Source organism: Rhodococcus sp. NS-SX18, assembly GCF_057367935.1.
Genome location: NZ_CM170633.1, coordinates 4041762 through 4067008 on the forward strand (window position 1 = coordinate 4041762; position 25247 = coordinate 4067008).

Sequence of the window (25247 nt, forward strand, 5' to 3'; positions counted from 1 at the left end):
CAGCGCAACGGCTGTGCTGTCGGCACACGGGCGCCGAGATGCGGTGTGGTGCTACCTACCTAGCTGACTTTCTTGGCGGCACGACCGTTGTCGGCGTACTCGTAGAAGCCGGCGCCCGACTTCTTGCCGACGAGGCCCGCCTCGACCATGCGCAGCAGGAGCGGCGGAGCCGAGTAGAGCGGCTCCTTGAACTCCCCGTACATCGAGTCGGCGATCGACTTGACCGTGTCCAGGCCCACCAGGTCGGTCAGCGCGAGCGGACCCATCGGGTGCGCACATCCGAGAACCATCGCCTTGTCGATGTCCTCCTTGGTGGCGAAGCCGGATTCGACCATCCGGATCGCCGACAGCAGGTAGGGCACGAGCAGCGCGTTGGCGATGAAGCCGGCCCGGTCGGAGGACCGGACGACCTGCTTGCCGAGCACCTCGGAGGCGAAGGCCTCCGCGCGCTGGGAGACCGCGGGGCTGGTCTTGAGCGTGGTGACCAGCTCGACCAGCGGCAGCACCGGAACCGGGTTGAAGAAGTGCATGCCGATGACCCGCTCGGGCCGGGTGGTGGCGATGCCCAGCTTCATGATCGGGATCGACGAGGTGTTGGACGCCAGCACCGCGTTCGGATCCGTGACGATCTTGTCGAGCTCCGCGAAGATCTCGGCCTTGACCTTCTCGTCCTCGACGACCGCCTCCACGACGAGCTGGCGATCGGCGAAGTCGCCGAGGTCGGAGGTGAAGCGCAGCCGCCAGGCGGCCTGCTCACGCTCCCGTTCGGTGATCTTGCCGCTGCTGACACCGCGGTCGAGGGACCGGAGGATGCGGGCACGCCCGGCAGCCGCGAGTTCGCGGGTCTGCTCGTACACAAGTACGTCGACATGAGCGCGCGCGCACACCTCGGCGATACCTGCGCCCATCATCCCGGCGCCGATCACGCCGACGCGCTGAATCTTTTCGCTGGTCACGTCAGCTCCTACTCGTCATGTGGGGGTCGTGAAGGGAGTTTTCGACAGGGGGTGGATACGGCCGCGGCGGGACCTGGTCGTTCGAGATCCCGCCGCGCCCACATCCGGTTGCCGGTTCCTAGTGGAACTGGCCCTCCTCGGTGGAGCCCTTCAGGGCCGCCGTGGAGGTGTTCGGGTCGACGGTGGTGGCGATGGCGTCGAAGTAGCCGGCGCCGACCTCACGCTGGTGCTTGATGGCGGTGAAGCCACGCTCCTCGGCGGCCTTGAACTCGCGCTCCTGCAGGTCGACGAAGGCGGTCATGCCCTGGCGGGCGTAGCCGTGGGCCAGGTCGAACATGCCGTAGTTCAGCGAGTGGAAGCCGGCGAGGGTGATGAACTGGAACTTGAAGCCCATCGCGCCGAGCTCCTTCTGGAACTTCGCGATGGTCGCGTCGTCCAGGTGCGCCTTCCAGTTGAAGGACGGCGAGCAGTTGTAAGCGAGGAGCTGGTCCGGGAACTCGCCGCGGACGGCCTCGGCGAACTTCTTGGCGACCTCGAGGTCCGGCACGCCGGTCTCCATCCAGATCAGATCGGAGTACGGCGCGTACGCCTTGGCGCGCGCGATGCAGGGCTCGATGCCGTTCTTGACGCCGTAGAAGCCTTCGGCGGTGCGGGTGCCGTCGAGGAACTCGCGGTCACGCTCGTCGACGTCGGAGGTCAGCAGCGTCGCGGCCTCGGCGTCGGTGCGGGCGATGACGACCGTGGGGACGTCGGCGACGTCGGCCGCGAGGCGAGCCGAGGTCAGCGTGCGGATGTGCTGCTGGGTCGGGATGAGCACCTTGCCACCGAGGTGGCCGCACTTCTTCTCCGACGCGAGCTGGTCCTCCCAGTGCGAACCGGCGACACCGGCCGCGATCATCGCCTTCTGCAGCTCGTAGACGTTGAGCGCGCCACCGAAGCCGGCTTCACCGTCGGCCACGATCGGGGCGAGCCAGTTGTCGACGGAGGTGTCGCCCTCGATCTTGGCGATCTCGTCGGCGCGCAGCAGCGCGTTGTTGATGCGGCGGACAACCTGCGGAACCGAGTTCGCCGGGTACAGCGACTGGTCCGGGTAGGTGTGGCCGGACAGGTTCGCGTCACCGGCGACCTGCCAGCCGGACAGGTAGATGGCCTTGAGGCCGGCGCGGACCTGCTGCACGGCCTGGTTGCCGGTGAGGGCGCCCAGCGAGTTGATGTAGTCCTCGTTGTTCACGAGGTCCCAGAGGATCTCCGAACCGCGGCGGGCGAGGGTGGCTTCCTCGACGACGGTGCCCTGCAGCTTCGCGACCTGCTCGGCCGTGTAGTTGCGGGTGATCCCCTTCCAGCGCGGGTTGGTGTCCCAATCCTTCTGGATTTCCTCAGCGGTCCTCGGGGTGCCGGTGGTCGACATCTAAAGCTCCACTCTCTAGATCGGATCCGCGCCGGACGTTCTGCAGTACGTGCGTACTACTTCACATCCTTCGCGAACCTTTCGGATGTACCACTCGACAATGACACACCCCGAAAGTGCGGTCTACCTGTTGCTAATGCCAATCTTCGCTAGGTTTTCCAATAGCCTTGCAAAGGTTGTAAACGTTTGGGGCGTCCAACGAACTCGCCTACCGGGCCCTGGGCTACTCGTCGGTAGCAATTACCTCGGCATTGTCCGCCACGCCGCCTCCGGCGGGCGCGGATCGCGAAGACCTCCGAGTGCGGGCCCACCAGCCCCGGGAACGCGGGATACCGCCTCCATTGTGACCAGTCTCACAGAATCGGCTGCGGCGAATCGGGAAGTCGTCCCGGTCGAATCGGCCGGGGACCAAGATCGTTCGTCTACCATGTGCGCGTTGATCAGTCGGGGCCGGTCACGCCGAGCGGGCGTGCCCACTCCCCACTCGCACACGAGTCGAGGAGGGCGCCATCCTTTCCGCCACGTCGAAGCCGGTGATCGAGGCCACCCTGCCGGTCGTCGGTGCCCATATCGGCCGGATCTCCGAACTGTTCTACGACAAGCTCTTCGCGGCCGCACCCTCGCTGCGGACCGACCTGTTCAACCGCACCAACCAGGAGAACCGGGAGCAGCAGAAGGCCCTCGCGAGTTCGGTCGCCGCGTTCGCGACGCTCCTGGTCACCGAGGACGCCGCGGACATCGACGCGATCATGGCCCGGATCGCCGCCAAGCACGCCTCGCTCGGCGTCCAGGCTCCCCACTACGAGGTGGTGCGGCACCAGTTGTTCGCCGCGATCGCCGAGGTGCTCGGGGATGCGGTCACCCCCGAGGTCGCCGCGGCCTGGCGCGAGGTCTACACCCTGATGGCCAACTCGCTCATCGAGCAGGAGGCCGCCCTCTACGACAAGGCCGGGGTCCGGCACGGCCAGGTGTGGCGCGTCGTCGTGGTCACCGACGTCCAGTTCGACGGCGCCGAGGTCGCGACTCTGACGCTGCGCTCACTCGACGGCACTCCGCTCCCGGATTTCCTTCCCGGACAGTACATCTCCATCGCGACCACCCTCGGTGACGGCACCCGTCAGATCCGCCAGTACACCCTCGTGCGCAGCCACGTCCCGGGCGAGTGGGCCGTCACCGTCAAGCGGGTCCGGGGCGGGATCGTCTCCCCGTTCCTCGCCGGGGGCGTCGGCATCGGCACCGAACTCGTCGTCTCCCATCCGTTCGGCAGCCTCGTCGTCGAGGACGGCGACGATCCTCTGGTGCTGATCTCGGCCGGCATCGGCATCACCCCGACGCTCGCGGCGCTGCAGCACCTGGCGGCGCACCGATCCGAGCGCGAGGTTCTCGTCGTGCACGTCGACCGCTCGACCTACGACCATCCCCGCCGCGCGGAGACACAGGCCCTGGTCGATCGCCTGCCGCGGGCCCGCATGCAGACCCGGTACTCCGAGTTCGAAGAACTCCGCGAGGACGGCCACTCCCCGCTCGACGGTGTCGAGTTGCCGACCGACCCGCAGGTCTACGTGTGCGGTCCGGTCCCGTTCATGCGCTCGATCCGGCAGACGCTGCTCGCTGCGGGGGTATCGCCCGACGCCGTCCACTACGAGGCCTTCGCGCCCGGTTCCTGGCTGGGCCTGGCGGAGAGCTAACGTTGCGAATCCCTCGTTGCAAAGCTGTGTAGACGCTCGTACGCTGGGGTGATGCCAAAGACGTTCGTCGGCGCCCGCCTGCGCCAGCTGCGGACCGAGCGGGGATTGAGCCAGGCAGCACTGGCCAAGACCCTGGAGATCTCGGCCAGCTACCTCAACCAGATCGAGCACGACGTGCGGCCGCTCACGGTTCCGGTCCTGCTGCGCATCAGCGAGGTCTTCGGGGTCGACACCACGTTCTTCTCGTCCCAGGACGACACCCGGCTCATCGCCGAGATGCGAGAGGTGGCCCTCGACCAGGAGATGGGCATCGACGCCGACGCCCAGGAGATCGCCGCGATGGTGTCGGCCCACCCCGGGCTCGCACGGGCGATGGTCAACATGCACCGGCGGTTCCGCAACACCACCGCGCAACTCGCCGCCGCCACCGAGGACCGGTACAGCGACGGCAGCGGCACCGGCACCATCACCATGCCGCACGAGGAGGTCCGCGACTACTTCTATCAGCGGCAGAACTACCTGCACGAACTCGACACCGCCGCCGAGGAACTCGCCACCCGGATCCGCTTCCACCGGGGCGACATCTCCGGCGGCATCATCAAGCGCATGGAGGCGGTGCACGACGTGCAGCTCGTCCGTCGCGTCGATCTCGGCGAGAACGTGCTGCACCGGTTCGACCCCGCCACGCGCACCCTCGAGATCTCCGCGCGGCTGTCGGGCGGCCAGCAGGTGTTCAAGCTGGCCACCGAGCTGGCCTACCTCGAGTGCGGGGAGCTGATCGAGAAGCTGGTCGCCGAAGGCGCCTTCACCAGCGAGGCCTCGCTCTCCCTGGCCCGCCACGGCCTCGCCAACTACTTCGCGGCGGCGATCATGCTGCCGTACGCGCAGTTCCACGAGATGGCCGAGGACTTCCGGTACGACGTGGAGCGGCTCTCCGCCTTCTACGCGGTCAGCTACGAGACCATCGCCCACCGGATGTCGACCCTGCAGCGACCGAAGCTGCGCGGCGTGCCGTTCTCGTTCGTCCGCGTCGACCGGGCGGGCAACATGTCCAAACGGCAGTCCGCCACGGGCTTCCACTTCTCCACCAGCGGCGGCACCTGCCCCCTGTGGAACGTGTACGAGACGTTCGCATATCCGGGCAAGATCATGACCCAGCTCGCCCAGATGCCCGACGGACGTCGCTACCTGTGGGTCGCACGCACGGTCGAGCGTCGCGCCGCCCGATACGGCCAGCCGTCGAAGACTTTCGCGATCGGCCTCGGCTGCGAACTGCGCCACGCCCACCGCCTCGTCTACGCCGACGGACTCGACCTCAGCGACGCCAACCCCGGCGCTCCCATCGGGGCCGGCTGCCGCGTGTGCGAGCGCCTGAACTGCCCCCAACGCGCATTTCCCCCACTGGGCAAGGAACTCGTCATCAACGAGCACCAGAGTTCGGTGTCCCCCTACCTCATCAAGTAACACCCGCGCACATGTTCGTCGTGCGCGAAAGCGATTGCGTGCGCGGCTGACTGCGAAGTTCGCGGATCCTCTGTCCACAGGCGGACGATTCATCCACAGATCGCCGTCTCGCGCCCGCGGCTCGCGGACGGAGCGCCGGCGTTCGGGCACGCTCCACGTATGAGCGAACCTACGCCGCTGCTGCGCCCTGCCGCCCTCGCAACCGGGATCACCGACGCCGAACTACGCCGAGGAATCCGTACGGGTCGTCTCGAACGCATCGTGCCGGGGATGTACCTCGGGCGAGAGGACGCCGGGCAACTCGACGATGTGGCACGCCACGTGCTGCGGATCCGGTCGAGCGCAGCGCGGTTGCGCGAGGGCGCCGCGATCAGCCACGTCTCGGCCGCCGTCGTCCACGGCTTCGCGGTCTGGCGCACCGACCTGTCCCGCATCCACCTCACCCGCGATCGCGCGTCGGGTGGTCGACGTACCCCACGTCAGCACGTCCACGCCGCGGCTCTCCCCCACGACGAAGTCGAGACCGTGGAGGGGATCCGCGTCACCTCGGCTGCGCGGACGGTCGTGGACCTCTCGCGCACGGTCACCGCCGAAGAGGCCGTGGTGACGGGGGACTCCGCGTTGCGCGGGTATCCCGGTCTGCGGCCGGCACTGGCCACCGCACTCCACCGGGCCGAGGCGCGAACGGGAATCGCCGCGGCACGGCGAATCGTCCCGTTCCTGGACGGTCGCAGCGAGAGTCCCGGCGAGTCGATCAGTCGGCTCCGCATCCACCAGGCCGGACTGCCGGCCCCGGCGCTCCAGCACGACGTCCGGACGAGCGAAGGCCGATTCGTCGCGCGGACCGACTTCTACTGGGAAGAGCCCGGGATCGTCGGGGAGTTCGACGGCATGGGCAAGTACGGCGCCGACGACCCCGGAACCACGGCCGAAACGGTGCGGCGCGAGAAGCTGCGCGAGGATGCGCTGCGAGACCTCGGCTTCGAGGTGGTCCGCTGGACGTGGGCGGAGCTGTTCCGGTTCCCGACGGTTGTCGCCCGCTTCGAACGGGCCGTCGCCCGATCGCGTCGCTGAGAACAGCCGCGAAGACCCCCGGCATCCGCATCGGCAATTGCTGGCGCGGACGGCTATTCATGGTGCGGAAAGGGCACCACCTCGGGGTGTGCGCATTCGGCAACGAGGTCGTAACACGCGTCATGAACTCGTCACCGCGAGACATTCTCACGCAACACCGGCCGCCTACTCTTCGGACCCACGGATACAGCGCTGTATACGCAGCCCGGATACGCCGGGCCCCGTCCGGTTCCCACCTTCGAAGAAGGGCACCTCCATGCCAGTTGCCACATCCACGTTCGCCAGGCGCGCCGTCGCCGCGCCGGTCGCGCTGGCCGCCGTCGGTCTCGTGCTCAGCGCCTGCGGCAGCAAGGCCACCGACAGCACCGATGCCGCCGGATCCGCCTCGTGCGTCGACACCTCCGGTGACACGATCAAGGTCGGCTCGTTGAACTCGCTCTCGGGCACCATGGCGATCTCCGAGGTCACGGTGCGTGATTCGATCGCGCTGGCCGTCGAGGAGATCAACGCGAACGGCGGTGTTCTCGGCAAGCAGATCCGGATCGTGGCCGAGGACGGCGCGTCGGAGCCGACGGTGTTCGCCGAGAAGGCCGAGAAACTGATCAGCTCCGACTGCGTGGCCGCGGTGTTCGGTGGGTGGACGTCGTCGAGCCGCAAGGCGATGCTGCCGGTGTTCGAGGACCTGAACTCGCTGCTGTACTACCCCGTGCAGTACGAGGGCCTCGAGTCGTCGCCGAACATCTTCTACACCGGCGCCACCACCAACCAGCAGATCGTTCCCGCGCTGGACTACCTGAAGGAAAAGGGCGTCCGGTCGCTCTACCTCGTCGGCAGCGACTACGTCTTCCCGCAGACCGCGAACCGCATCATCCGCGCGTACGCCCAGGCCAACGGCATCGAGATCAAGGGCGAGGACTACACCCCGCTCGGCTCCACCGACTTCTCCACGATCGTCAACAAGGTCCGCACCGCCGACGCGGACGCGGTGTTCAACACCCTCAACGGCGACTCCAACGTCGCCTTCTTCCGCGAGTACGCCAACGTCGGCCTCACCGCCGCCGACATGCCGGTGATCTCGGTGTCCATCGCCGAGGAGGAGGTCGTCGGAATCGGCGCGCAGAACATCGCCGGTCAGCTCACCGCGTGGAACTACTACCAGACCGTGGACAGTGCCGAGAACACGGCGTTCGTCGACGCGTACAAGGCGAAGTACGGCGCGAACAAGCCCACCTCCGACCCCATGGAGGCCGCGTACGCCTCGGTGTACCTGTGGAAGAACACCGTCGAGAAGGCGAACTCGTTCGCCGTCGCCGACGTGCAGGCCGCAGCCGACGGCGTCTCGTTCGCCGCGCCGGAGGGCACCGTCACGATCGACGGGGACAACCACCACATCTTCAAGACGGCCCGCATCGGCGAGATCCGTGGCGACGGACTGATCTACACGGTGTGGGAGTCGAGCGGGGCGATCGAGCCGGACCCGTACCTCGAGAGCTACGACTGGGCCGCCGGCCTGTCCGGTAGCTGACCACCGTGACCGGGAAGCCGACGAGAAGGGAGGCGACATGGATGTCGTCGTAGGACAGCTCTTCACGGGTCTGAGCATCGGCTCGATCCTGCTGCTGGCGGCGCTGGGCCTGTCGCTGACGTTCGGGCAGATGGGCGTGATCAACATGGCCCACGGCGAGTTCATCATGGCCGGCTCCTACACGGCATACGTCGTGCAGCAGGTGGTCTCGGCCGCCGGGTTGTCCCTGCTGGTGTCACTGCTCGTCGGTTTCCTGGTCGGTGGCACGATGGGAGTGCTGCTCGAGGTCACCCTCATCCGCCGCATGTACCACCGCCCCCTCGACACCCTGCTGGTGACCTTCGGCGTGGGCCTGCTGCTGCAGCAGGCCGCCCGCGACGTCTTCGGCGCACCCGCCGTCAACGTGGTTGCACCGCAATGGCTCTCGGGTGGCGTCGAGATCTTCGGAGCGGTGGTGCCCAGGACCCGGCTGTTCATCCTCGTGCTCGCCGTCGTGTGCGTCGCGATTCTGATCGCCGCGATGAAGTACACCCCGATGGGCCGGCGCATCCGGGCCGTCGTGCAGAACCGCGACCTCGCCGAAACCGTGGGAATCTCGTCCCGCCGCACCGACATCACCACCTTCTTCCTCGGCTCCGGACTGGCCGGTCTGGCCGGGGTGGCCTTGACCCTGATCGGCTCCACCAGCCCCACCATCGGCCAGTCGTACCTCATCGACGCGTTCCTGGTGGTCGTCATCGGCGGCCTCGGCCGGATCGAGGGTGCCGTCGTCGCGGCGGTCGCACTCGGCCTGCTCAACTCGTTCATCGAATACTCCACCACCGCCTCGATCGCGAAGGTGATCGTCTTCGTGCTCATCGTCATCTTCCTGCAGGTCCGGCCGCAGGGCCTGTTCGCGGTCAAGACAAGGAGCCTGGTCTGATGCCTGCCCCGAGACTTCTGCCGGCACTCACCCGGCCCGGACCGGCCCGCACCTGGGCCGGGTTCGCACTCGCCGCGCTGTTGCTGTTCGTCCTCGCCCCTGTCGTGTTGTCGGACTTCCGGCTGAACCTGCTCGCGAAGTTCCTGTGTTTCGCGATCGTCGCCGTCGGGATCGGTCTCGCCTGGGGCCGGGGCGGCATGCTCACCCTCGGCCAGGGCGTGTTCTTCGGCCTCGGCGCCTACATCATGGCAATGCACCTGAAGATCGCCGACGCCGAGCTGCGCGGCGAGGCCGTCCCGGACTTCATGCAGATTGCCGGAATCCGTGAACTGCCCGGCTACTGGGCGCCGTTCGCCTCTCCGTTCGTGACGATCGCCGCGATCCTGGTGCTCCCCGCGCTGGTCGCGGTGCTGCTCGGGCTCGGCGTCTTCAAGCGCCGCGTCAAGGGTGCCTACTTCGCGATCCTCTCCCAGGCCCTGACCGCCGCCTTCGCGATCCTGCTGATCGGGCAGCAGTCGATCGGCGGATCGAACGGACTCAACCGCTTCCGCAGCTTCTTCGGCCTGTCGCTCGCCGACCCGGCGAACAAGCGGATGCTGTTCTTCGTCGCCGCGGGTGTTCTGCTCGTCGTCGTCGCGCTCACCCGGCAACTGATGTTCTCCCGGTACGGCGAGCTGCTCGTGGCCGTGCGCGACCAGGAGGAGCGGGTCCGCTTCCTCGGCTACGACCCGGCCGACGTCAAGGTCGTCGCCTACGCCACGGCGGCCTTCTTCGCCGGCATCGCCGGGGCGCTGTTCGTGCCCGTCGTCGGCATCATCTCCCCCGCCGACGTCGGCATCGTCCCCTCCATCGCGTTCCTCATCGGCGTCGCCATCGGCGGCCGCACGACCCTGCTCGGCCCGGTCCTCGGGGCCATCGGCGTCGCGTGGGCCCAGACCGCCCTGTCGGAGAACTTTCCGTCCGCGTGGACCTACGCCCAGGGCCTGCTGTTCATCGTCGTCATCGGGTTCTTCCCCGCCGGCCTGGCCGGGCTCGCGACGTTGCGCCGGCGACGCACCCGCACCGGCCCGGCCCGCCCGATCCCCGCACCGACCACGACGATGGAGCCGGCGAGATGACCGAACCTCACTACGGCGGCAACGCCGGTATGTCCAGCCAGTACCTCGAGATCCGCGATCTGCGGGTGAGTTTCGACGGGTTCACCGCCGTCGACGGCGTGGACCTGACCCTGTTGCAGGGCGACCTGCGCTTTCTCATCGGCCCCAACGGCGCGGGCAAGACCACCCTCGTGGACGCCGTCACCGGGCTGGTGCCGGCCACCGGGTCGGTCACCAAGTCCGGCACCGAACTGCTCGGCAAGAAGGTGCACAAGATCGCCAGGCTCGGGGTGGGCCGCACCTTCCAGACCGCGTCGGTGTTCGAACAACTCACCGTGCTGCAGAACCTCGACATCGCCGCCGGCGCCGGTCGCTCCCCGTGGTCGCTGCTGCGCCGCCGCACGACGGTGCTGCCACAGATCGAGGAGGCCCTCGAGACGATCGGCCTGACCGGCCTGCGCGACGTGCCCGCCGGCATCCTCGCGCACGGGCAGAAGCAGTGGCTCGAGATCGGCATGCTGCTCGTGCAGAACTCGGACGTGCTGCTGCTCGACGAGCCGGTCGCCGGGATGAGCCACGACGAACGCGAGGAGACCGGGCAGTTGCTGCGCCGGATCGGGGCGCAGCGCACCGTTGTCGTCGTCGAGCACGACATGGACTTCATGCGCGCCTTCGCCACCTCCGTCACCGTTCTGGCCCGCGGCAGGGTGATCGCCGACGGCACCGTCGAACAGGTGCAGAACAACCCGCAGGTCCAGGAGGTCTACCTCGGGACCGCCACCGCTGTACAGGAGGCGTGAGATGCTCGAGCTCGTCGACGTGCGGACCGGATACGGCCGCACCGAGATCATCCACGGGGCCACCCTGACCGTCCCCGCCGACGGAGTCGTCGCCGTCATGGGTCACAACGGAGCCGGCAAGACCACCCTGCTGCGCGCCGCCGTCGGCCTGCTGCCCACCACGTTCGGCCGGATCCTCCTCGACGGCGAGGACATCACCTCGCTGCGGCCCGCCGCGCGCGTCGCCCGCGGCCTGGCCTACGTCCCCCAGGGGCAGCAGTCCTTCGCGCAGCTCACGTGCGCCGAGAACCTGCAGGTCGTCGCCGACGGACGCAGACGCGGCAAGCAGCTCGTCGCCGACATGCTCGAGCTGTTTCCCGCCCTCGTGCCGTTGCTGGACCGACGCGCCGGTCTGCTCTCCGGTGGTCAGCGCCAGCAACTCGCGATCGCCCGCGCTCTGATCACCGAGCCCCGCATGCTCATCCTCGACGAACCCACCGAGGGTATCCAGCCGTCGGTCGTCGCCGAGATCGAGAGCACTGTCGTCGAACTCAGCCGGCGCGGCGACCTCGGGGTCCTGCTCGTCGAGCAGCACATCGGCTTCGCCCTGCAGGCCGCGCAGCGGTACTACGTCCTCGAATCCGGCCGCATCACCGCCAGCGGCGACGGCGGGACGGACGCCGCCGGCACCGTCCGCGCGGCCATGGCGATCTGATGAGCGCCGGCGGCACGCGGCGTGACCGGGTCTACCGGGCGCTGCGTTCGGATCTGATGACGGGCGTTCTGCCGCCGGACGCCCGGCTCGGCGAGGAACGACTCGCCGAGCAGTACGGGGTCTCCCGGACGCCGGTGCGGGAAGCACTGGCGCGGCTGGTGTCCGACGGGCTGGTCGAGCGGCGCGAGCAGGGGCTGTTCCCGTACCGGCCGCGCTTCGACGACCTCGCCGACCTGTACGAGCTGCGGACCACACTGGAGCTGAGAGGCATCCGCCGGGCGCTGGCCGATCACTCGGTCCGGCACGATCCGCACGTGCTCGGCGCCGAGCTCGACCGGTGGTACGCGCTGCGGCGGGACCTGCCCGAACCGGACGCGGGCTTCGTCGGGCTCGACGAACAGTTCCACCTGGCATTGCTGGCCGCCGCCGGCAATGCGGCCCTGTGCGACGCACTGGCTGCCGTGAACGCGAAGGTGCGGCCCGTGCGCATGTTCGACTACCTGACGCACGACCGGATCACGGCGACCGTCGACGAGCACATCGGCGTGGCGGAGGCGGTGCTCGCCGGCCGCCTCGAAGACGCCCACGACCAGCTCCTCGCCCACATCGACATGTCCAGGGCGGTGGTGGTGCAGCGCGCCGAGCAGGCCCGGACCATGGCCCGATTGGCGCGTGCCGTGCGAGACTGACCGGCATGTCGCCTCGCATCCGGCCCGGCCGGTTCAAGGAACTCGGCCCGCTCAACTGGGCGGTCTGGCGTGTGCTGTCGACCGTGGCGGGAACGAAGGACGCGCACCTGTTCAGCACCCTCGGCCGTACCGGCGGCCTGTTCCGCGGCTGGCTGCACTACTCCGGGAAGCTCATGCCGTTCGGGCGGTTGCCCCGGTTCGAATCCGAGCTGGCCATCCTGCGGGTGGCGCATCTGCGCGAGTGCGGCTACGAGTGGGACCATCACACCCGCCTCGGCCGCCGCGCCGGCATCAATCCCGAGATCCTGCAGCGCATCCTCGACGGCCCCGAGGCCCCCGGGTGGAGCCCGCGGCACCGGGCGATGCTCGCGGCCGTCGACGAACTGGTCACCACCAAGGACCTCGGCGACGAGTCGTGGGCGGCGCTGGCTGCTCACCTCGACGACCGGCGGATGATCGAATTCTGCCTGCTGGTAGCGCAATACGACGGCCTGGCCACCACCATCGGCGTGCTGCGCATCGAGCGGGACTTCTGAGAGTTCTTCCTAACCGTCGCTTTACCGCGGGCAATCTCGGCGAAACACGACGTCCATAGCGTATACAGCTATGTCGACACGTACGGATACAGCCACGGCGCAACCGCTCCGGACCCGGGTGTACCGGGAACTGCGTACCGAACTGATGAACGGCTCGATCCCGGTCGGTGAGCGGCTGACCGAGCCGAAACTGTCCGCGCGCTTCGGCATCTCCCGCACCCCGGTCCGGGAGGCCCTCGCGATGCTGTGCGCGGACGGCCTGCTGCGCCGCGAGGAGTACGGATTCTCGCCGGTGCCCCCGAGCATTCCCCGCATCCGCGACCTCTACGAGCTGCGGATCACCCTGGAACTGCAGGGCATTGCGCGCGCGATCGACAATCCCGATGTGCGGCACGACCGCGTCGCCCTCGCCGCCGAACGCGAACGATGGTTGCGCCTGTCCGCCCATCCGCCGCAGCAGGAACCGGGTTTCGTGGTGCTCGACGAGGAGTTCCACGTGGCCCTGCTCGCCGCATCGGGCAACGCGGAACTGGCCGGCTCGCTCGAGTCGGTCAACTCCCGGATCCGGCACGTGCGGATGTACGACTTCATGGTCAACAGCCGGATCGAGACGTCGATCGCCGAACATCTCGCCGTCGTCGACGCCGTCCTCGGCGACGAACTCGAACTCGCCCACCGGTTGCTGCACCGGCACATCGGCGAATCCCTCGCAGTGGTGCTCGACCGGGTGACCCGTGCCGTCACCGCGATGTCGTTCGCGCACTGACGACCGTTCCGCCCCCACACCTTTCCCTTCCCCGTCACCGAAGGAGCCTGTCGTGACGTTCGCTTTCGACACCCTGCTCGTCGCCAACCGCGGCGAGATCGCCTGCCGCATCATGCGTTCGGCGCACACGCTGGGGCTGAAGACCGTCGCCGTGTACTCGGATGCGGACGCGTCCGCCGCGCACGTCGAAATGGCGGACATGGCGGTGCGCCTCGGCCCGGCCCCGGCTGCGCAGTCCTATCTGCGGGCGGATGCGGTGATCGAGGCGGCGCTGTCGACCGGCGCCGGCGCCGTCCATCCCGGCTACGGCTTCCTCTCGGAGAACGCCGAATTCGCCGCTGCCTGCGAGACGGCGGGCATCGCGTTCATCGGGCCCACCCCCGAGCAGTTGCGGGTCTTCGGCGACAAGCACACCGCCCGCGAGGCGGCCCGTGCCGTCGGGGTCCCGCTCGTCGAGGGCAGCGGCCTGCTCGGGTCCGTCGACGACGCCCTCGCCGCTGCCGACACCGTCGGTTACCCCGTGATGCTCAAGGCCGTCGGCGGCGGCGGCGGCATCGGGATGCAGGCCTGCCACACCCCGGGCGAACTGCGGGACGCCTACGAGCGGGTGCAGCGTCTCGCGTCCGCGAACTTCTCCTCGTCGGGCGTGTTCCTCGAACGGTTCGTCGCCCACGCCCGCCACATCGAGGTGCAGGTGTTCGGCGACGGTCTCGGCCGCACGATCAGTCTCGGCACACGCGACTGCTCGCTGCAGCGACGCAACCAGAAGGTCGTCGAGGAGGCGCCCGCACCGAACCTGCCCGACGCGGTCGTCGAGGAACTGCTCGCGTCGTCGCGACGGCTCGCGTCGTCGGTGCACTACCGCTCCGCCGGCACCGTGGAGTTCGTGTACGACGTGGAGCGCGGCGAGGCGTCGTTCCTGGAGATGAACACCCGTCTGCAGGTCGAGCATCCGGTCACCGAGGAGGTCACCGGCATCGACCTGGTGGAGTGGATGCTGCGGCTCGGCCGGGGCGAGACCGAGATGCTCGACGCCCTGCCCGACAGCGGACCGCGCATCGTCGGTCACGCCGTGGAGGCGCGCGTGTACGCGGAGGACCCGGGGCACGACTACCGGCCCAGCGCCGGGCTGCTCACCGCCGTCGAGTTCCCGGCCCACACCCGCGTCGAGACGTGGGTGGACACCGGCACGGAGGTGAGTTCGTTCTACGACCCGATGCTCGCCAAGATCATCGTGCGCGGCGAATCCCGTCGCACCGCGTTCGCGGCCCTCGCCGAGGCGCTCGACGACACGCACCTGTACGGGGTGCAGACGAATCTGCCGCAGCTGCGGCGCATCTGCACGGCGGAGCCGGTGCTCGGGGCCGCCCACACCACCGCGACGCTGCGGGAGGTGCGGGCGACGGGCCACCGCATCGACGTGCTGCGCGCGGGCACCATGACCACGGTGCAGGACTTCCCCGGCCGGATCGGGTTGTGGGCGGTCGGCATTCCGCCGTCGGGGCCGATGGACGACCTGTCGATGCGCGCCGCGAACGGCGCCGTCGGCAACCCGGAGGGGGCGCCGGCGCTGGAGTGCACGTTGCAGGGTCCGCGTCTCGAGTTCTCCGACCCGACGCTCGTGTGCGTCACCGGTGCCCCGGTCGTGGTCACCGTCGACGGGACCCGCGTGCCCATGTGGGAGCCCCTGGAGGTGCCGGCCGGCGGCGTGCTCGACGTCGGCACCCCGGCCGAGCAGGGCCTGCGCACCTATATTGCGGTGCGTGGCGGTCTCGACGCCCCGCTCTACCACGGCAGCGCTTCGACGTTCACGCTCGGCGGCTTCGGGGGCCTCACCGGCAGGGCCGTCGCCACGGGCGATGTGCTCGGTGTGGCCGAGTCCCGCGCGCTCGCCTCCCCCGCGCCGGTGCCCGTGGACCGTCGGCCGGAGTTCACCCGTACGTGGCACCTCGCGGTCACCGAGGGGCCGCAGCCGGCACCGGCGTACTTCACCGAGGACGACCTGGCCCAGTTCTACGCCGCCACGTGGACGGTGCAGTCCCACGCGAACCGCACCGGGATCCGCCTGGACGGCCCGAGACCCGGCTGGTCCCGCACCGACGGCGGGGAGGCCGGGCTGCACCCGTCGAACCTGCACGACAACCCCTACTCGGTGGGCGCGCTCAACGTCTCCGGCGACACCCCGATCCTGCTCGGCCCGGACGGCCCGAGCCTGGGCGGATTCGCCTGCCCGCTGACGGTCGTCTCCGGGCACCGCTGGAAGATGGGACAGATCCGGCCCGGGGATTCGGTGCGGTTCGTCCCGGTGACCGACGAGGCGGCGGTCGAGCTGCGCGGCGCCACCACCCGCGCCCTCGACGTCCCGCCCGTGGCGCGGCCGTCCGCACTCGACGGTGGCCGCTTGGCCGGCACCCCGGCATTCCTGGATCGCCCCGAGGTGGTCTATCTCCGCGGCGGCGACGACAACGTCCTCGTCGAATACGGCGACATGGTGCTCGATCTCGGTCTGCGGATGCGGGTGCACGCGCTGTCCGAGGCACTCGCGGCGCTGCGCCTGCCGGGCATCGTCGACGTCACGCCGGGTGTGCGGTCCCTGCACGTGCACTTCGACCCGGACGTGCTGCCTCAGCACCGCGTGCTGGGGATCCTGCAGGATCTCGAGACCGAACTGCCGGCCACGCACGACCTGGTGGTCCCCAGCCGCACCGTCCGCCTGCCGCTCTCGTTCGACGACCCGTCGATCGCCGAGGCGATCTCCCGCTACCACAGCGGTGTCCGCGCGTCGGCGCCGTGGCTGCCGTCGAACACCGAGTTCATCCGGCGCATCAACGGACTCGACTCCATCGAGCAGGTGCGGGACACGGTGTTCGACGCCGAGTACCTCGTCCTCGGCCTCGGCGACGTGTACCTCGGTGCGCCGCTGGCCGTTCCGCTCGACCCCCGGCATCGGCTCGTGACGACGAAATACAACCCGGCACGCACGTGGACCCCGTCGGACGCCGTGGGCATCGGCGGCAAGTACCTGTGCGTCTACGGGATGGAGTCCCCCGGCGGCTACCAGTTGATCGGGCGGACGGTACCGATCTGGTCCGGATACCGGCAGTCCGGCCCGTTCGAGGACGGCAAGCCGTGGCTGTTCCGCTTCTTCGACCGGATCGTGTGGGAACCGGTGAGCCCGGAACAGCTGCTCGAGCACCGCGCCGCGTCCCTGGCAGGCCGGTTCGACGCCGAGGTCTCGGAGGGTACATTCGCCCTCGCCGACCATCTGCGGTTCCTGGCGGACAACGCCGAGTCCATCGACTCGTTCCACGAGCGGCAGTCCGCGGCGTTCGAGACCGAGAAGCTGGCATGGCACGCGGCCGGTGAGTTCGACCGGGCCGAGACGGCACCGGCAGAAGTGGCCGAGTCCGCCGACCCGCTCGCCGGGATGCCGGCCGGATCCGTCGTCGTCGAAGCCCCCATGGTCGGCAACGTGTGGCGGGTCGAGGTGGCGGAGGGCCAAGAGGTCGGCGCCGACGACACCGCCGTCATCCTCGAGGCCATGAAGCTCGAGATGCCGGTGCCGGCCGCCGTGCAGGGGACCGTCCTGAAGGTCCTCGTCGGACCGGGCGCGAAAGTCGCCCCCGGTACCCCTCTTCTCGTGATCGGAGCAGCATGAGCATCGTTGTGGAACAGGCACTCTCGGATACGCAGGAGTCGAGCCGGGCCCGCGCGGAGGCGGCGCTGCGCCGCATCGACGAGGTGGACCGGCCGGAGGTGTGGATTGCGCTGCGGCCTGCCGACGAGGTGCTCGCCGACGCCGACTCCGTGGACGAGCGCGTCGCGGCGGGCGAGAACCTGCCGCTCGCGGGCCTGCTCGTCGCGGTGAAGGACAACGTGGACGTCGCGGGGATGCCGACCACGGCGGGCTGTCCCGAGTTCGCGTACACCCCCACCGAGACCGCCTCGGGCGTCGCGCGCCTCGTCGACGCCGGTGCGGTGATCCTGGGCAAGACCAACCTCGACCAGTTCGCCACCGGTCTCGTCGGCACCCGCAGCCCGTACGGCGCGGTGCGCTGCTCCTGGGATCCCGAACGGGTGTCGGGCGGCTCGAGCTCGGGTTCGGCGACCGCGGTCGCACTCGGTATTGCGGACCTCGGGATCGGCACCGACACCGCGGGTTCCGGCCGGGTCCCGGCCGCGCTGCAGGGACTCGTGGGGATCAAGGCCACCCTGGGCGTGATCCCGGCCCACGGTGTGGTGCCGGCCTGCGTGGACTACGACTGCCTCACGGTGTTCGCCACGTCGCTCGACCTGGCGGCGACCGCCGCGGCGGTGATGGCCGGGCCGGAACCGCGCGACCCGCGCAGCCGGACGTGGCCGGCCGACGTAGCGTTCGCGGCGCCGGCGTCGCCGCGTGTCGCGGTTCCGCGCGCCGAGAATCTCGTCGCGCTGTGCGACGACTACCGGGACGCGTTCGCGCGCACCGTCACTGCGGCGCGCGACGCCGGGATGGAGGTGACCGAAGTCGACGTCACCCCCCTGCTGGAGGCCGCGACGCTGCTCTACGACGGCGCCGTCGTCGCCCAGCGGTATGCAGCCGTCGGCGAGTTCCTGGCGACGAACCCCGCCGGCGCCGATCCGACGGTCGCGGCGATCGTCGCGGCCGCAAAGCGCCCGGCGGCGCACGAGCTGGTGGCCGACCTCGACACGCTGACCCACGTCGAGGCCGTCGCGGCGGGCCTGCTGGACGGGTTCGACGGGCTGTTGCTGCCCACCACCACCGAGCACCCGACGATCGCGGCGGTGCAGGCGGACCCGACCGGGATCAACCGGCGGATGGGCACGTTCACGAACTTCTGCAATCTGCTCGACATGGCGGCCGTCGCGGTGCCGGGTGCACCGACCGCCGACGGCCGTCCCTTCGGGGTGATGTTCGTCGTGCCGGCCTTCGCCGATCAGGTCGCGGTCGATCTCGCGGCCCGGTTGACGGGCGTCCCCACGCCGGAGTTCGTCACGGGCGGGGTGGAGCTGGCGGTGTTCGGGGCGCACCTGCGCGGTCAGCCGTTGCACGTCCAGCTCGAGGAGATCGGCGCCCGGTTCGTCGAGGAGGTTCGCACCTCCGACGCGTACCGGCTCACGGCACTGAACACCACTCCCCCGAAACCCGGCCTCGTCCGTCACGGCGCAGGCCGGGGCGCGCCGATCGTCGGCGAACTCTTCCGGGTCTCCGAGGCCGGCCTCGGCCGGTTCCTGGCCGCGCTGCCCGCTCCGATGACGCTCACCAGCGTCGAACTGTCCGACGGTCGGTGGGTCGTCGGCTTCGGCTGCACGCACGACGCCGCGGCGGACGCCGTCGACATCACCGAGTTCGGCGGCTGGGTGGCGTACCGGAGTCGCTGAATCGGTGCGCGACTTCGGGATCTGCCCACACCCCGGCGTGGGCAGATTCCGGTTCACCGCTTCGATTTCCGAGCGACGGCACGGGCGAATCGTTCGGCGACGACGTCGAACCGCTCCAGGTCGGCCCACGTCCACCGGACGACCTCGAGCCCGAGATCGCGCAGCGCGTCCTCCCGATGCTTCTCCGCGACGAGATCGCGGCGGTCGGAGTACTTCCCGGCGCCGTCGAACTCGCCGACGACACCCTCGGTTTCCCAGAAGAAGTCCACGCGGTACCGGCGCCCGTCCCGAACCACGACCTCGTGCTGCAGTTCGGGCCGCGGCAGGCCGCATCGAGCCATCCGCAGACGGGACAACGACTCCCCGACACTGTCGCTCCGCCCGTCGAGTAGGTTCACCACCGCGGCTGCCCGAGATGCGCCGGTACGGTGCCGGGCGGCGGCGAGCACCCCCGGCAGGAGCTCCCGCGCGGACGGTTCGGCGCGCAGGCCGGAGTCCCCGGCGACGACGGCCTCGTCGAGCGGCAGCGACCGCCCGAGGTCGACGACGGTCCGCGCCACGGAGGTGACGTGGACGCCGTCGATTACGACGACGTCGCCGTCGCGCCAGTCGGTTGCATGCACATGGAGGTATGTGGCCTTGCGCCCGCTCGCAGATGCCCGCGAGACGTGCACCCGGCGCAGGTCCACGTTCCACACGTCCAGGCCGAGCAGGACGGCGGCCGACACGTGGCTGAGCGCATCCCCGGGCCGCAGACCCGCGCCGAAGTGCCGCGCCATGACCCGGTGGCGGCCCACGTCGTCGAGGGACGCGACGTCGGTTCGGCCCAGGTAGACGCCGGGTTTCAGCGCGACGAGGTCTCCGGCACGCAGCGCCGCCCGGATCCGGTCGTCCGATATGCCTTGCGTCAGCAGGTCCTGTCTCGTCATGGCGATGGGATCGGTCATGCAAGGAGGGTGACGCACGCCTCGGGCGGCCGCGGTCGGAATATGCGCGGACCGGCGCATCTGGGGATGAAGCCGCTGCCTGTGGACAACCGGGATTCCCACGGTGTTTCGGAATCCGCCCAGGTCACGACGTGAGCGGATTCCGAAGGCGCGCGCGGATCCGCGATCGTCAGCGCGGCGGCGGCTCGACCTCCACACCGCCGTGCTCGTGCTCCGGACCGGCGGCCGGGTGGTCTGCCGGCAGCCGGCTGCGGAAGCGGGCCGCCTCGCTCGGCGCCGCCGCCGACGGATCGTCCGCGCTGCGGTACGGCCCCGGCTTCGGCCGCGGCTTGCCGCCGGGGAAGGCCAGACGCAGGATCGTCCGGTGCACGGTGCCCCACTGCTTCGACAGGGGCCCGGTGTTGTACGGCAGCCCGTAGCGCTCGCAGATGTCCTTCACCGCGGGCGCCACCTCGGAGTACCGGGTGCTGGGCATGTCGGGGTAGAGGTGGTGTTCGACCTGGTAGCCGAGGTTTCCGCTGATGACGTGGAACAGCGGACTGCCCTCGATGTTGGCCGCGCCGACCAGCTGACGGACGTACCATCCGCCGCGGCTCTCGTTCTCCACCTCCTTCCGGCTGAAGGTGTACGTCTGATCCGGGAAGTGGCCGCAGAAGATGATCGCGTGCGACCACACGTTGCGGATGATGTTGGCGGTGAAGTCTGCCGCCAGGGTGGCCAGAAACGTCTTCTCCACCCCCGGCAGGACCTTGTCGAGCACGTCGGCCACGGCGTCGGCCCGCGGGGCAGCACCACCGCGCCCGAGACGGCCGAGGCCCCGCAGCCGGCGTCCGATCCGGGAGGTCCGCGGCTGCGGGATCCGTCCGCCCGACAGCAGCGCCGCGGCCGCGAACGCGCCGGCCGAGACCAGCGGCCAGCCCACGTAGTCCTTGACGAACTGCCGCCGCGCCTTGCCCGCGATGCCCTTCAGCTCCTCGAGCACCTGCCCCGGCGTCTTCTCCCCTGCCCACAGCGCGTCGAGATCGAGGTCGTGCAGCGCCACCCCCCACTCGAAGAACGCCATGAGCAGCACGTTGTAGAACGGCTGGGCCAGGTAGACCGGGTGCCACTTCTGGTGCGGATCGATCCGCATGATCTCGTACCCGAGATCCTTGTCCTTGCCGCGGATGTTCGTGAAGGTGTGGTGGATGTAGTTGTGGGAGTGCTTCCAGCCCGCCGCGGTCGAGGCGGTGTCCCAGTCCCACACCGACGAATGGATGTCCGGATCGTTCATCCAGTCCCACTGCCCGTGCATGACGTTGTGGCCGATCTCCATGTTCTCGAGAATCTTGGCCATGCCGAGGCAGGCCGTGCCCGCGACCCAGGCCGACTTCGACGCCGAACCGAGCAGCAGGGCCCGGCCGGCGACGGCCAGCTGGCGCTGCGTCGCGATCACGGTCTTGATGTAGCGACGGTCGCGCTCCCCCAACTCGGAGTAGACCTTGTCGTGGATGGCGTCGAATTCCTTCGCCAGTGCGTCCAGCGTTTCCTCGCTCAGATGCGCGAGTGGACTCTCGATCTCCGTCGTCATCTCGCGTTCCTTCCGTTCACAGCTCGATTTCGATGTCGCCCTCGGCGGTGTGGATGCAGGTGCGGACCGCAGCGCCGGCGGGTTCCGCGACCTCGTCCGTACGCAGGTCCCGGATCTTGCCGGAACGCAGCGTGCCCACACAGGTGTGGCAGATCCCGATCCGGCATCCGTACGGAAGCTGCAGGCCCGCCTTCTCGCCCGCCACCAGGATCGGCGTGCCGCCGTCGCATTCGACGTCGGCCTCGCTGTCGAGGAAGTGGACCGTACCGCCCTCACCCGATCCCGCATTCCCGCCGATGATCGGCTGGAAACGCTCCATGTGGAGCTTCTTCGGATCACCGTGGTCGTTCCAGTGCTCGACGAATGCGTCGAGCATGTCGCCGGGGCCCGAGCAGAACGCCTCCCGCTCCCGCCAGTCGGGGCACTGCTCGTCCAGATCGGCCGGGGTCATGCGGCCCTGCTCCGCGGTGAGCCGCAGCACCAGCCGGAAGCCGGGGCGGCGCGTGTCGAGGTCACGCAGCACGGAAGCGAAGATGACCTCGTCGGCGGTGCGGGCCGAGTGCACCAGAACGACGTCGTCGAGGCGATCGCGGTGGTCCAGGCTGCGCAGCATGCTCATGATGGGGGTGATGCCGCTGCCTGCACTGACGAACAGCATCTTCCCCGGCAGTGGATCGGGCAGGGTGAACACACCCTCGACCTCGCCGAGCCGCACCACGTCGCCGGGCCGGATGCGGTGCACCAGGTAGGGCGAGACCACGCCGGTCTCGACCACCTTCGGGGTGACGCTGATCAGTCCGTCCTCGGGATCGGGATCGGAGGTCAGCGAGTAGGCGCGCCAGTGGTAGACGCCGTCGATGATCACGCCCAGTCGTACGTATTGACCGGGGCGGTGTCCGCGCCACTCGTACGCGGGACGGATCAGTACGGACGCCGCGTCGGGCCCTTCCGGTACCACCCGCTCGACCCGGCCCCGCAACTCCCTCGTGGTCCACAGGGGATTGATCATCTCGAGGTAGTCGTCGGGCCGGAGAGGAGTGAACAGGTGTCGGACGGCGCGCAACATCATCTTGCGCACCGGATGCACCGTGGGACGCGCACCCCGTTCTGCCATGCCGACAACGTACCCCGCGTCACGGGTATCCAATCAGGTTTCGTCTCCCGAGACGACGACAGCCCGCGGCGACGTTTCGGTCACCGCGGGCTGAGGCCGGTACATCCGAGCGGGGATCTGCCCGCGCGGAGGATCTTCGACGCGCTGGGATCAGAAGTTGATCATGTGGCCTGCGAGGCCGTGGATGGCCTCCTGCAGTGCCTCGCTCAGCGTCGGGTGGGTGTGGACGTTGCGGGCCAGTTCGTTGACCGTCAGGTCCCACTTCTGCGCGAGGGTCAGCTCGGGCAGGAGCTCGGAGACGTCGGGGCCGATCAGGTGGCCGCCGAGCAGCTCGCCGTGCTTGTTGTCGGCGATCAGCTTGACGAAGCCGTTGGGATCGCCGAGGCCGTGGGCCTTGCCGTTCGCGGTGAAGGGGAAGGTGGCGACCTTGACGTCGTAGCCCTCGTCGCGGGCCTGCTGCTCGGTCAGGCCGAAGCTGGCGACCTGCGGCTGGCAGAACGTCGCGCGCGGCATCATCCGGTAGTCGTCGAAGGTGAGGGTCTCGGCGCCGCCGATGGTCTCGGCCGCGACCACACCCATCGCCTCGGCGACGTGCGCGAGCATGAGCTTGGCGGTGACGTCACCGATGGCGTAGATGTGCGGCACGTTGGTGCGCATCACGTCGTCGATGGCGATCGCGCCCCGGTCGGTGAGTTCGACGCCGGTGTTCTCGAGGCCGAAGCCCTCCACCCGCGGGGCGAACCCGACGGACTGCATGACCTTGTCGACGACCACGGACTCGACGTTGCCCGACTTGTTGTCCTTGATCGCGACGGTCACCTTGTTGCCGTCGTCGTCGATGGACTGCACCGCCGCCCCGGTCATGATCTTCACGCCGAGCTTCTTGTACGCCTTCGCGATCTCCTTGGAGACGTCGGCGTCCTCGTTGGGCAGCGCCCGGTCGAGGAACTCGACGATGGTGACGTCCACGCCGTAGTTCTTCAGCACGTAGCCGAACTCCATGCCGATGGCGCCGGCGCCGACGATCAGGATCGAGCCCGGCAGGTCGCGGGTGAGGATCTGCTCCTCGTAGGTGACGACGTTCTCGCTCAGCTGCGTGCCGGGCAGCAGCTTGGTCACCGACCCGGTCGCGATGATCGCGTTGTCGAAGGTGACCGTCTCGGTCCCGCCCTTGTTGAGCTCGACCGAGATGGTGTTGGCATCGACGAACGAGCCGGCACCGTCGTATTCGGTGATCTTGTTCTTCTTCATCAGGAAGTGCACGCCCTTGACGCGGCCGTCCGCGACCTTGCGGCTGCGGTCCATGGCCGCGCCGAAGTCGAAGGACACGTCCCCGGACATGCCGAACGTCTTGGCCTCTTTCGTGAAGAGATGCGCCAGTTCGGCATTGCGGAGAAGCGCCTTGGAGGGAATGCAGCCCACGTTCAGGCAGACACCACCCCAGTACTTCTTCTCGATGATGGCGGTGCTCAGGCCCAGCTGTGCCGCGCGGATAGCAGCGACGTACCCACCGGGACCGGCTCCGAGGACAACGACGTCATAGTGTGAGGTCACGAACAAACAGCGTAGACCTGCCGCTCCGGCGTGTCTGCGGATGGTCCGGTTACTCGCCGGTAGTCCCGGCACCGGGCACGAATCGGGCGTGCACACGGGGTCGAACGGAGCGGAAACCGTATGCGCGGCCCGCGGTCAGCGGCGGAAGCTCCGCATCCGCCGCACGTAGCGCAGCACCTTCCGGACCGGCACCGGTCGCGGCCAGTCGACGGCGCGGAACCACGCCTCGCTGCCGCCGTCGACCACCACGACCGAGCCCACGAGGAAGTCCGCGGCCGGGGACAGCATGAACTCCACCCACTCGGCGATCCGGTCCGGCTCGCCGAACCCGCCGATCGGGACGGGGAAACTCCGGACCCGGTCACCCTCCGGGCTCGCGAGCTGGGTGTCGAGGAGGGGGGTCGCCACCGCGCCCGGCGCGAGGATGTTCAGGCGGATCCCCGCCCCCGCCCAGTCCGGGGTCACCGCGTTCCGGCGCACCCAGTGAGTGACGGCAATCTTCGATGCGGCGTAGGTGAAGGGCGCGGCCGCGGGCCGGATCCGTCCCGCCCGCCGCACCCCTTTGTCGAGGTCGCCGGCGAGGAACGCCCGCACCGCCGACATGGGCACGGCGGGGGTGGTGGTCGTCGAATTCGACCCGAACACGACGACCTTGCTGTTCCCGGCCGCGGCGAGCGCCGGGCGCCATCCTTCGAGCAACTCGATCACGCCCCGGACGTTGACCTGGGCGAGGGTCTGCTCCTTGCCGGGCACCGGGCCGAGACCCGCGGCGAGCACCGCACCGTCGAGCCGGTTCCCGGCGCGCTCGAGGGTTTGACGCACCGCCGCGGACCGCCCCGCCGGGGTCGCGAGGTCGGCGACGACGTCGCCCTCCTTCAGGTCGATAGTGATCACGGTGTGGCCCGCGGCCCGCAGCCGGTTCGCGCTCGCCGCGCCCATGCCGGACGCCGCCCCGGTCACCGCGTACACGCCCATCGCCACTCCCTCGTCGATCCGGTTCCGACCGGCACGCTACCGCCGGAACCGTCCCGAACCAAGCAGTTGCTCGCCCGCATCTCGGG

Annotated in this window: 20 protein-coding genes; 13 read left to right on the forward strand and 7 right to left on the reverse strand. The window is 69.4% G+C overall.

The genetic code is table 11. The features are described 5' to 3' along the window. Positions 1-59: 59 nt before the first annotated feature. Entirely contained in the window at positions 60-956 is an 897-nt protein-coding gene (locus AC2IPW_RS18580; RefSeq protein ID WP_003937464.1) for a 3-hydroxybutyryl-CoA dehydrogenase, read from the reverse strand. A gap of 118 nt (positions 957-1074) precedes the next feature. Next, a complete protein-coding gene (aceA, locus tag AC2IPW_RS18585; protein ID WP_003937463.1) occupies positions 1075-2364 on the reverse strand; it encodes an isocitrate lyase in 1290 nt (429 codons plus the stop codon). A gap of 533 nt (positions 2365-2897) precedes the next feature. Here aceA and AC2IPW_RS18590 point away from each other — a divergent pair. From AC2IPW_RS18590 to atzF, 13 genes are all read left to right on the forward strand, one after another. Beyond that, the gene (locus AC2IPW_RS18590; RefSeq protein ID WP_054371725.1) at positions 2898-4052 is read left to right on the forward strand and encodes a globin domain-containing protein; all 1155 of its coding nucleotides are present in this window, start codon (positions 2898-2900) and stop codon (positions 4050-4052) included. Between the two features lie 51 nt (positions 4053-4103). Next, positions 4104-5516 carry an acetate metabolism transcriptional regulator RamB gene (gene ramB / locus AC2IPW_RS18595; RefSeq protein WP_289378558.1) on the forward strand — a complete coding sequence of 471 codons (1413 nt, stop codon included), beginning with the start codon at positions 4104-4106 and terminating at the stop codon, positions 5514-5516. 159 nt (positions 5517-5675) lie between these two features. Then, entirely contained in the window at positions 5676-6590 is a 915-nt protein-coding gene (locus tag AC2IPW_RS18600; RefSeq protein ID WP_289378557.1) for a hypothetical protein, read from the forward strand. Positions 6591-6846: 256 nt separating this feature from the next. Beyond that, entirely contained in the window at positions 6847-8115 is a 1269-nt protein-coding gene (gene urtA / locus AC2IPW_RS18605) for an urea ABC transporter substrate-binding protein (protein ID WP_486375351.1), read from the forward strand. Positions 8116-8152: 37 nt separating this feature from the next. After that, positions 8153-9037, forward strand: coding sequence for an urea ABC transporter permease subunit UrtB (gene urtB / locus AC2IPW_RS18610; RefSeq protein ID WP_003937458.1), 885 nt, complete (start codon positions 8153-8155; stop codon positions 9035-9037). Beyond that, positions 9037-10155 carry an urea ABC transporter permease subunit UrtC gene (urtC, locus tag AC2IPW_RS18615; protein ID WP_003937457.1) on the forward strand — a complete coding sequence of 373 codons (1119 nt, stop codon included), beginning with the start codon at positions 9037-9039 and terminating at the stop codon, positions 10153-10155. The genes urtB and urtC overlap by 1 nt, the downstream gene beginning before the upstream one ends. After that, a complete protein-coding gene (gene urtD / locus AC2IPW_RS18620; RefSeq protein WP_003937456.1) occupies positions 10152-10934 on the forward strand; it encodes an urea ABC transporter ATP-binding protein UrtD in 783 nt (260 codons plus the stop codon). Before urtC ends, urtD begins: the two co-directional genes overlap by 4 nt. Position 10935: 1 nt before the next feature. Next, positions 10936-11628 carry an urea ABC transporter ATP-binding subunit UrtE gene (urtE, locus tag AC2IPW_RS18625; RefSeq protein ID WP_003937455.1) on the forward strand — a complete coding sequence of 231 codons (693 nt, stop codon included), beginning with the start codon at positions 10936-10938 and terminating at the stop codon, positions 11626-11628. Further along, positions 11628-12317, forward strand: coding sequence for a GntR family transcriptional regulator (locus AC2IPW_RS18630; RefSeq protein WP_003937454.1), 690 nt, complete (start codon positions 11628-11630; stop codon positions 12315-12317). The genes urtE and AC2IPW_RS18630 overlap by 1 nt, the downstream gene beginning before the upstream one ends. 5 nt (positions 12318-12322) lie before the next feature. Then, positions 12323-12853, forward strand: a complete 531-nt coding sequence (locus tag AC2IPW_RS18635) for a carboxymuconolactone decarboxylase family protein (RefSeq protein ID WP_003937453.1) — start codon at positions 12323-12325, stop codon at positions 12851-12853. A 70-nt stretch (positions 12854-12923) separates the two neighbouring features. Further along, entirely contained in the window at positions 12924-13619 is a 696-nt protein-coding gene (locus AC2IPW_RS18640) for a GntR family transcriptional regulator (protein WP_052033989.1), read from the forward strand. A 52-nt stretch (positions 13620-13671) separates the two neighbouring features. Further along, complete coding sequence (uca, locus tag AC2IPW_RS18645) at positions 13672-17277, forward strand: urea carboxylase (RefSeq protein ID WP_003937451.1); 3606 nt, start codon at positions 13672-13674, stop codon at positions 17275-17277. Further along, positions 17274-19001: an allophanate hydrolase gene (gene atzF, locus AC2IPW_RS18650; RefSeq protein WP_003937450.1), complete on the forward strand. Its 1728-nt coding sequence runs from the start codon at positions 17274-17276 to the stop codon at positions 18999-19001. Before uca ends, atzF begins: the two co-directional genes overlap by 4 nt. A 53-nt stretch (positions 19002-19054) precedes the next feature. On the opposite strand, the gene AC2IPW_RS18655 is transcribed toward atzF, so the two are convergent. The 5 genes from AC2IPW_RS18655 to AC2IPW_RS18675 form a co-directional block, all read right to left on the reverse strand. Next, positions 19055-19948: a hypothetical protein gene (locus AC2IPW_RS18655; RefSeq protein ID WP_486375352.1), complete on the reverse strand. Its 894-nt coding sequence runs from the start codon at positions 19946-19948 to the stop codon at positions 19055-19057. A gap of 169 nt (positions 19949-20117) precedes the next feature. Next, entirely contained in the window at positions 20118-21518 is a 1401-nt protein-coding gene (locus tag AC2IPW_RS18660) for a fatty acid desaturase family protein (protein ID WP_371383952.1), read from the reverse strand. Between the two features lie 16 nt (positions 21519-21534). After that, positions 21535-22632 carry a ferredoxin reductase gene (locus tag AC2IPW_RS18665; RefSeq protein ID WP_486375353.1) on the reverse strand — a complete coding sequence of 366 codons (1098 nt, stop codon included), beginning with the start codon at positions 22630-22632 and terminating at the stop codon, positions 21535-21537. 150 nt (positions 22633-22782) lie between these two features. Beyond that, a complete protein-coding gene (gene lpdA, locus AC2IPW_RS18670) occupies positions 22783-24186 on the reverse strand; it encodes a dihydrolipoyl dehydrogenase (RefSeq protein WP_003937446.1) in 1404 nt (467 codons plus the stop codon). Positions 24187-24321: 135 nt separating this feature from the next. Further along, positions 24322-25161, reverse strand: a complete 840-nt coding sequence (locus tag AC2IPW_RS18675; protein ID WP_003937445.1) for an SDR family oxidoreductase — start codon at positions 25159-25161, stop codon at positions 24322-24324. Between the last annotated feature and the right edge of the window lie 86 nt (positions 25162-25247).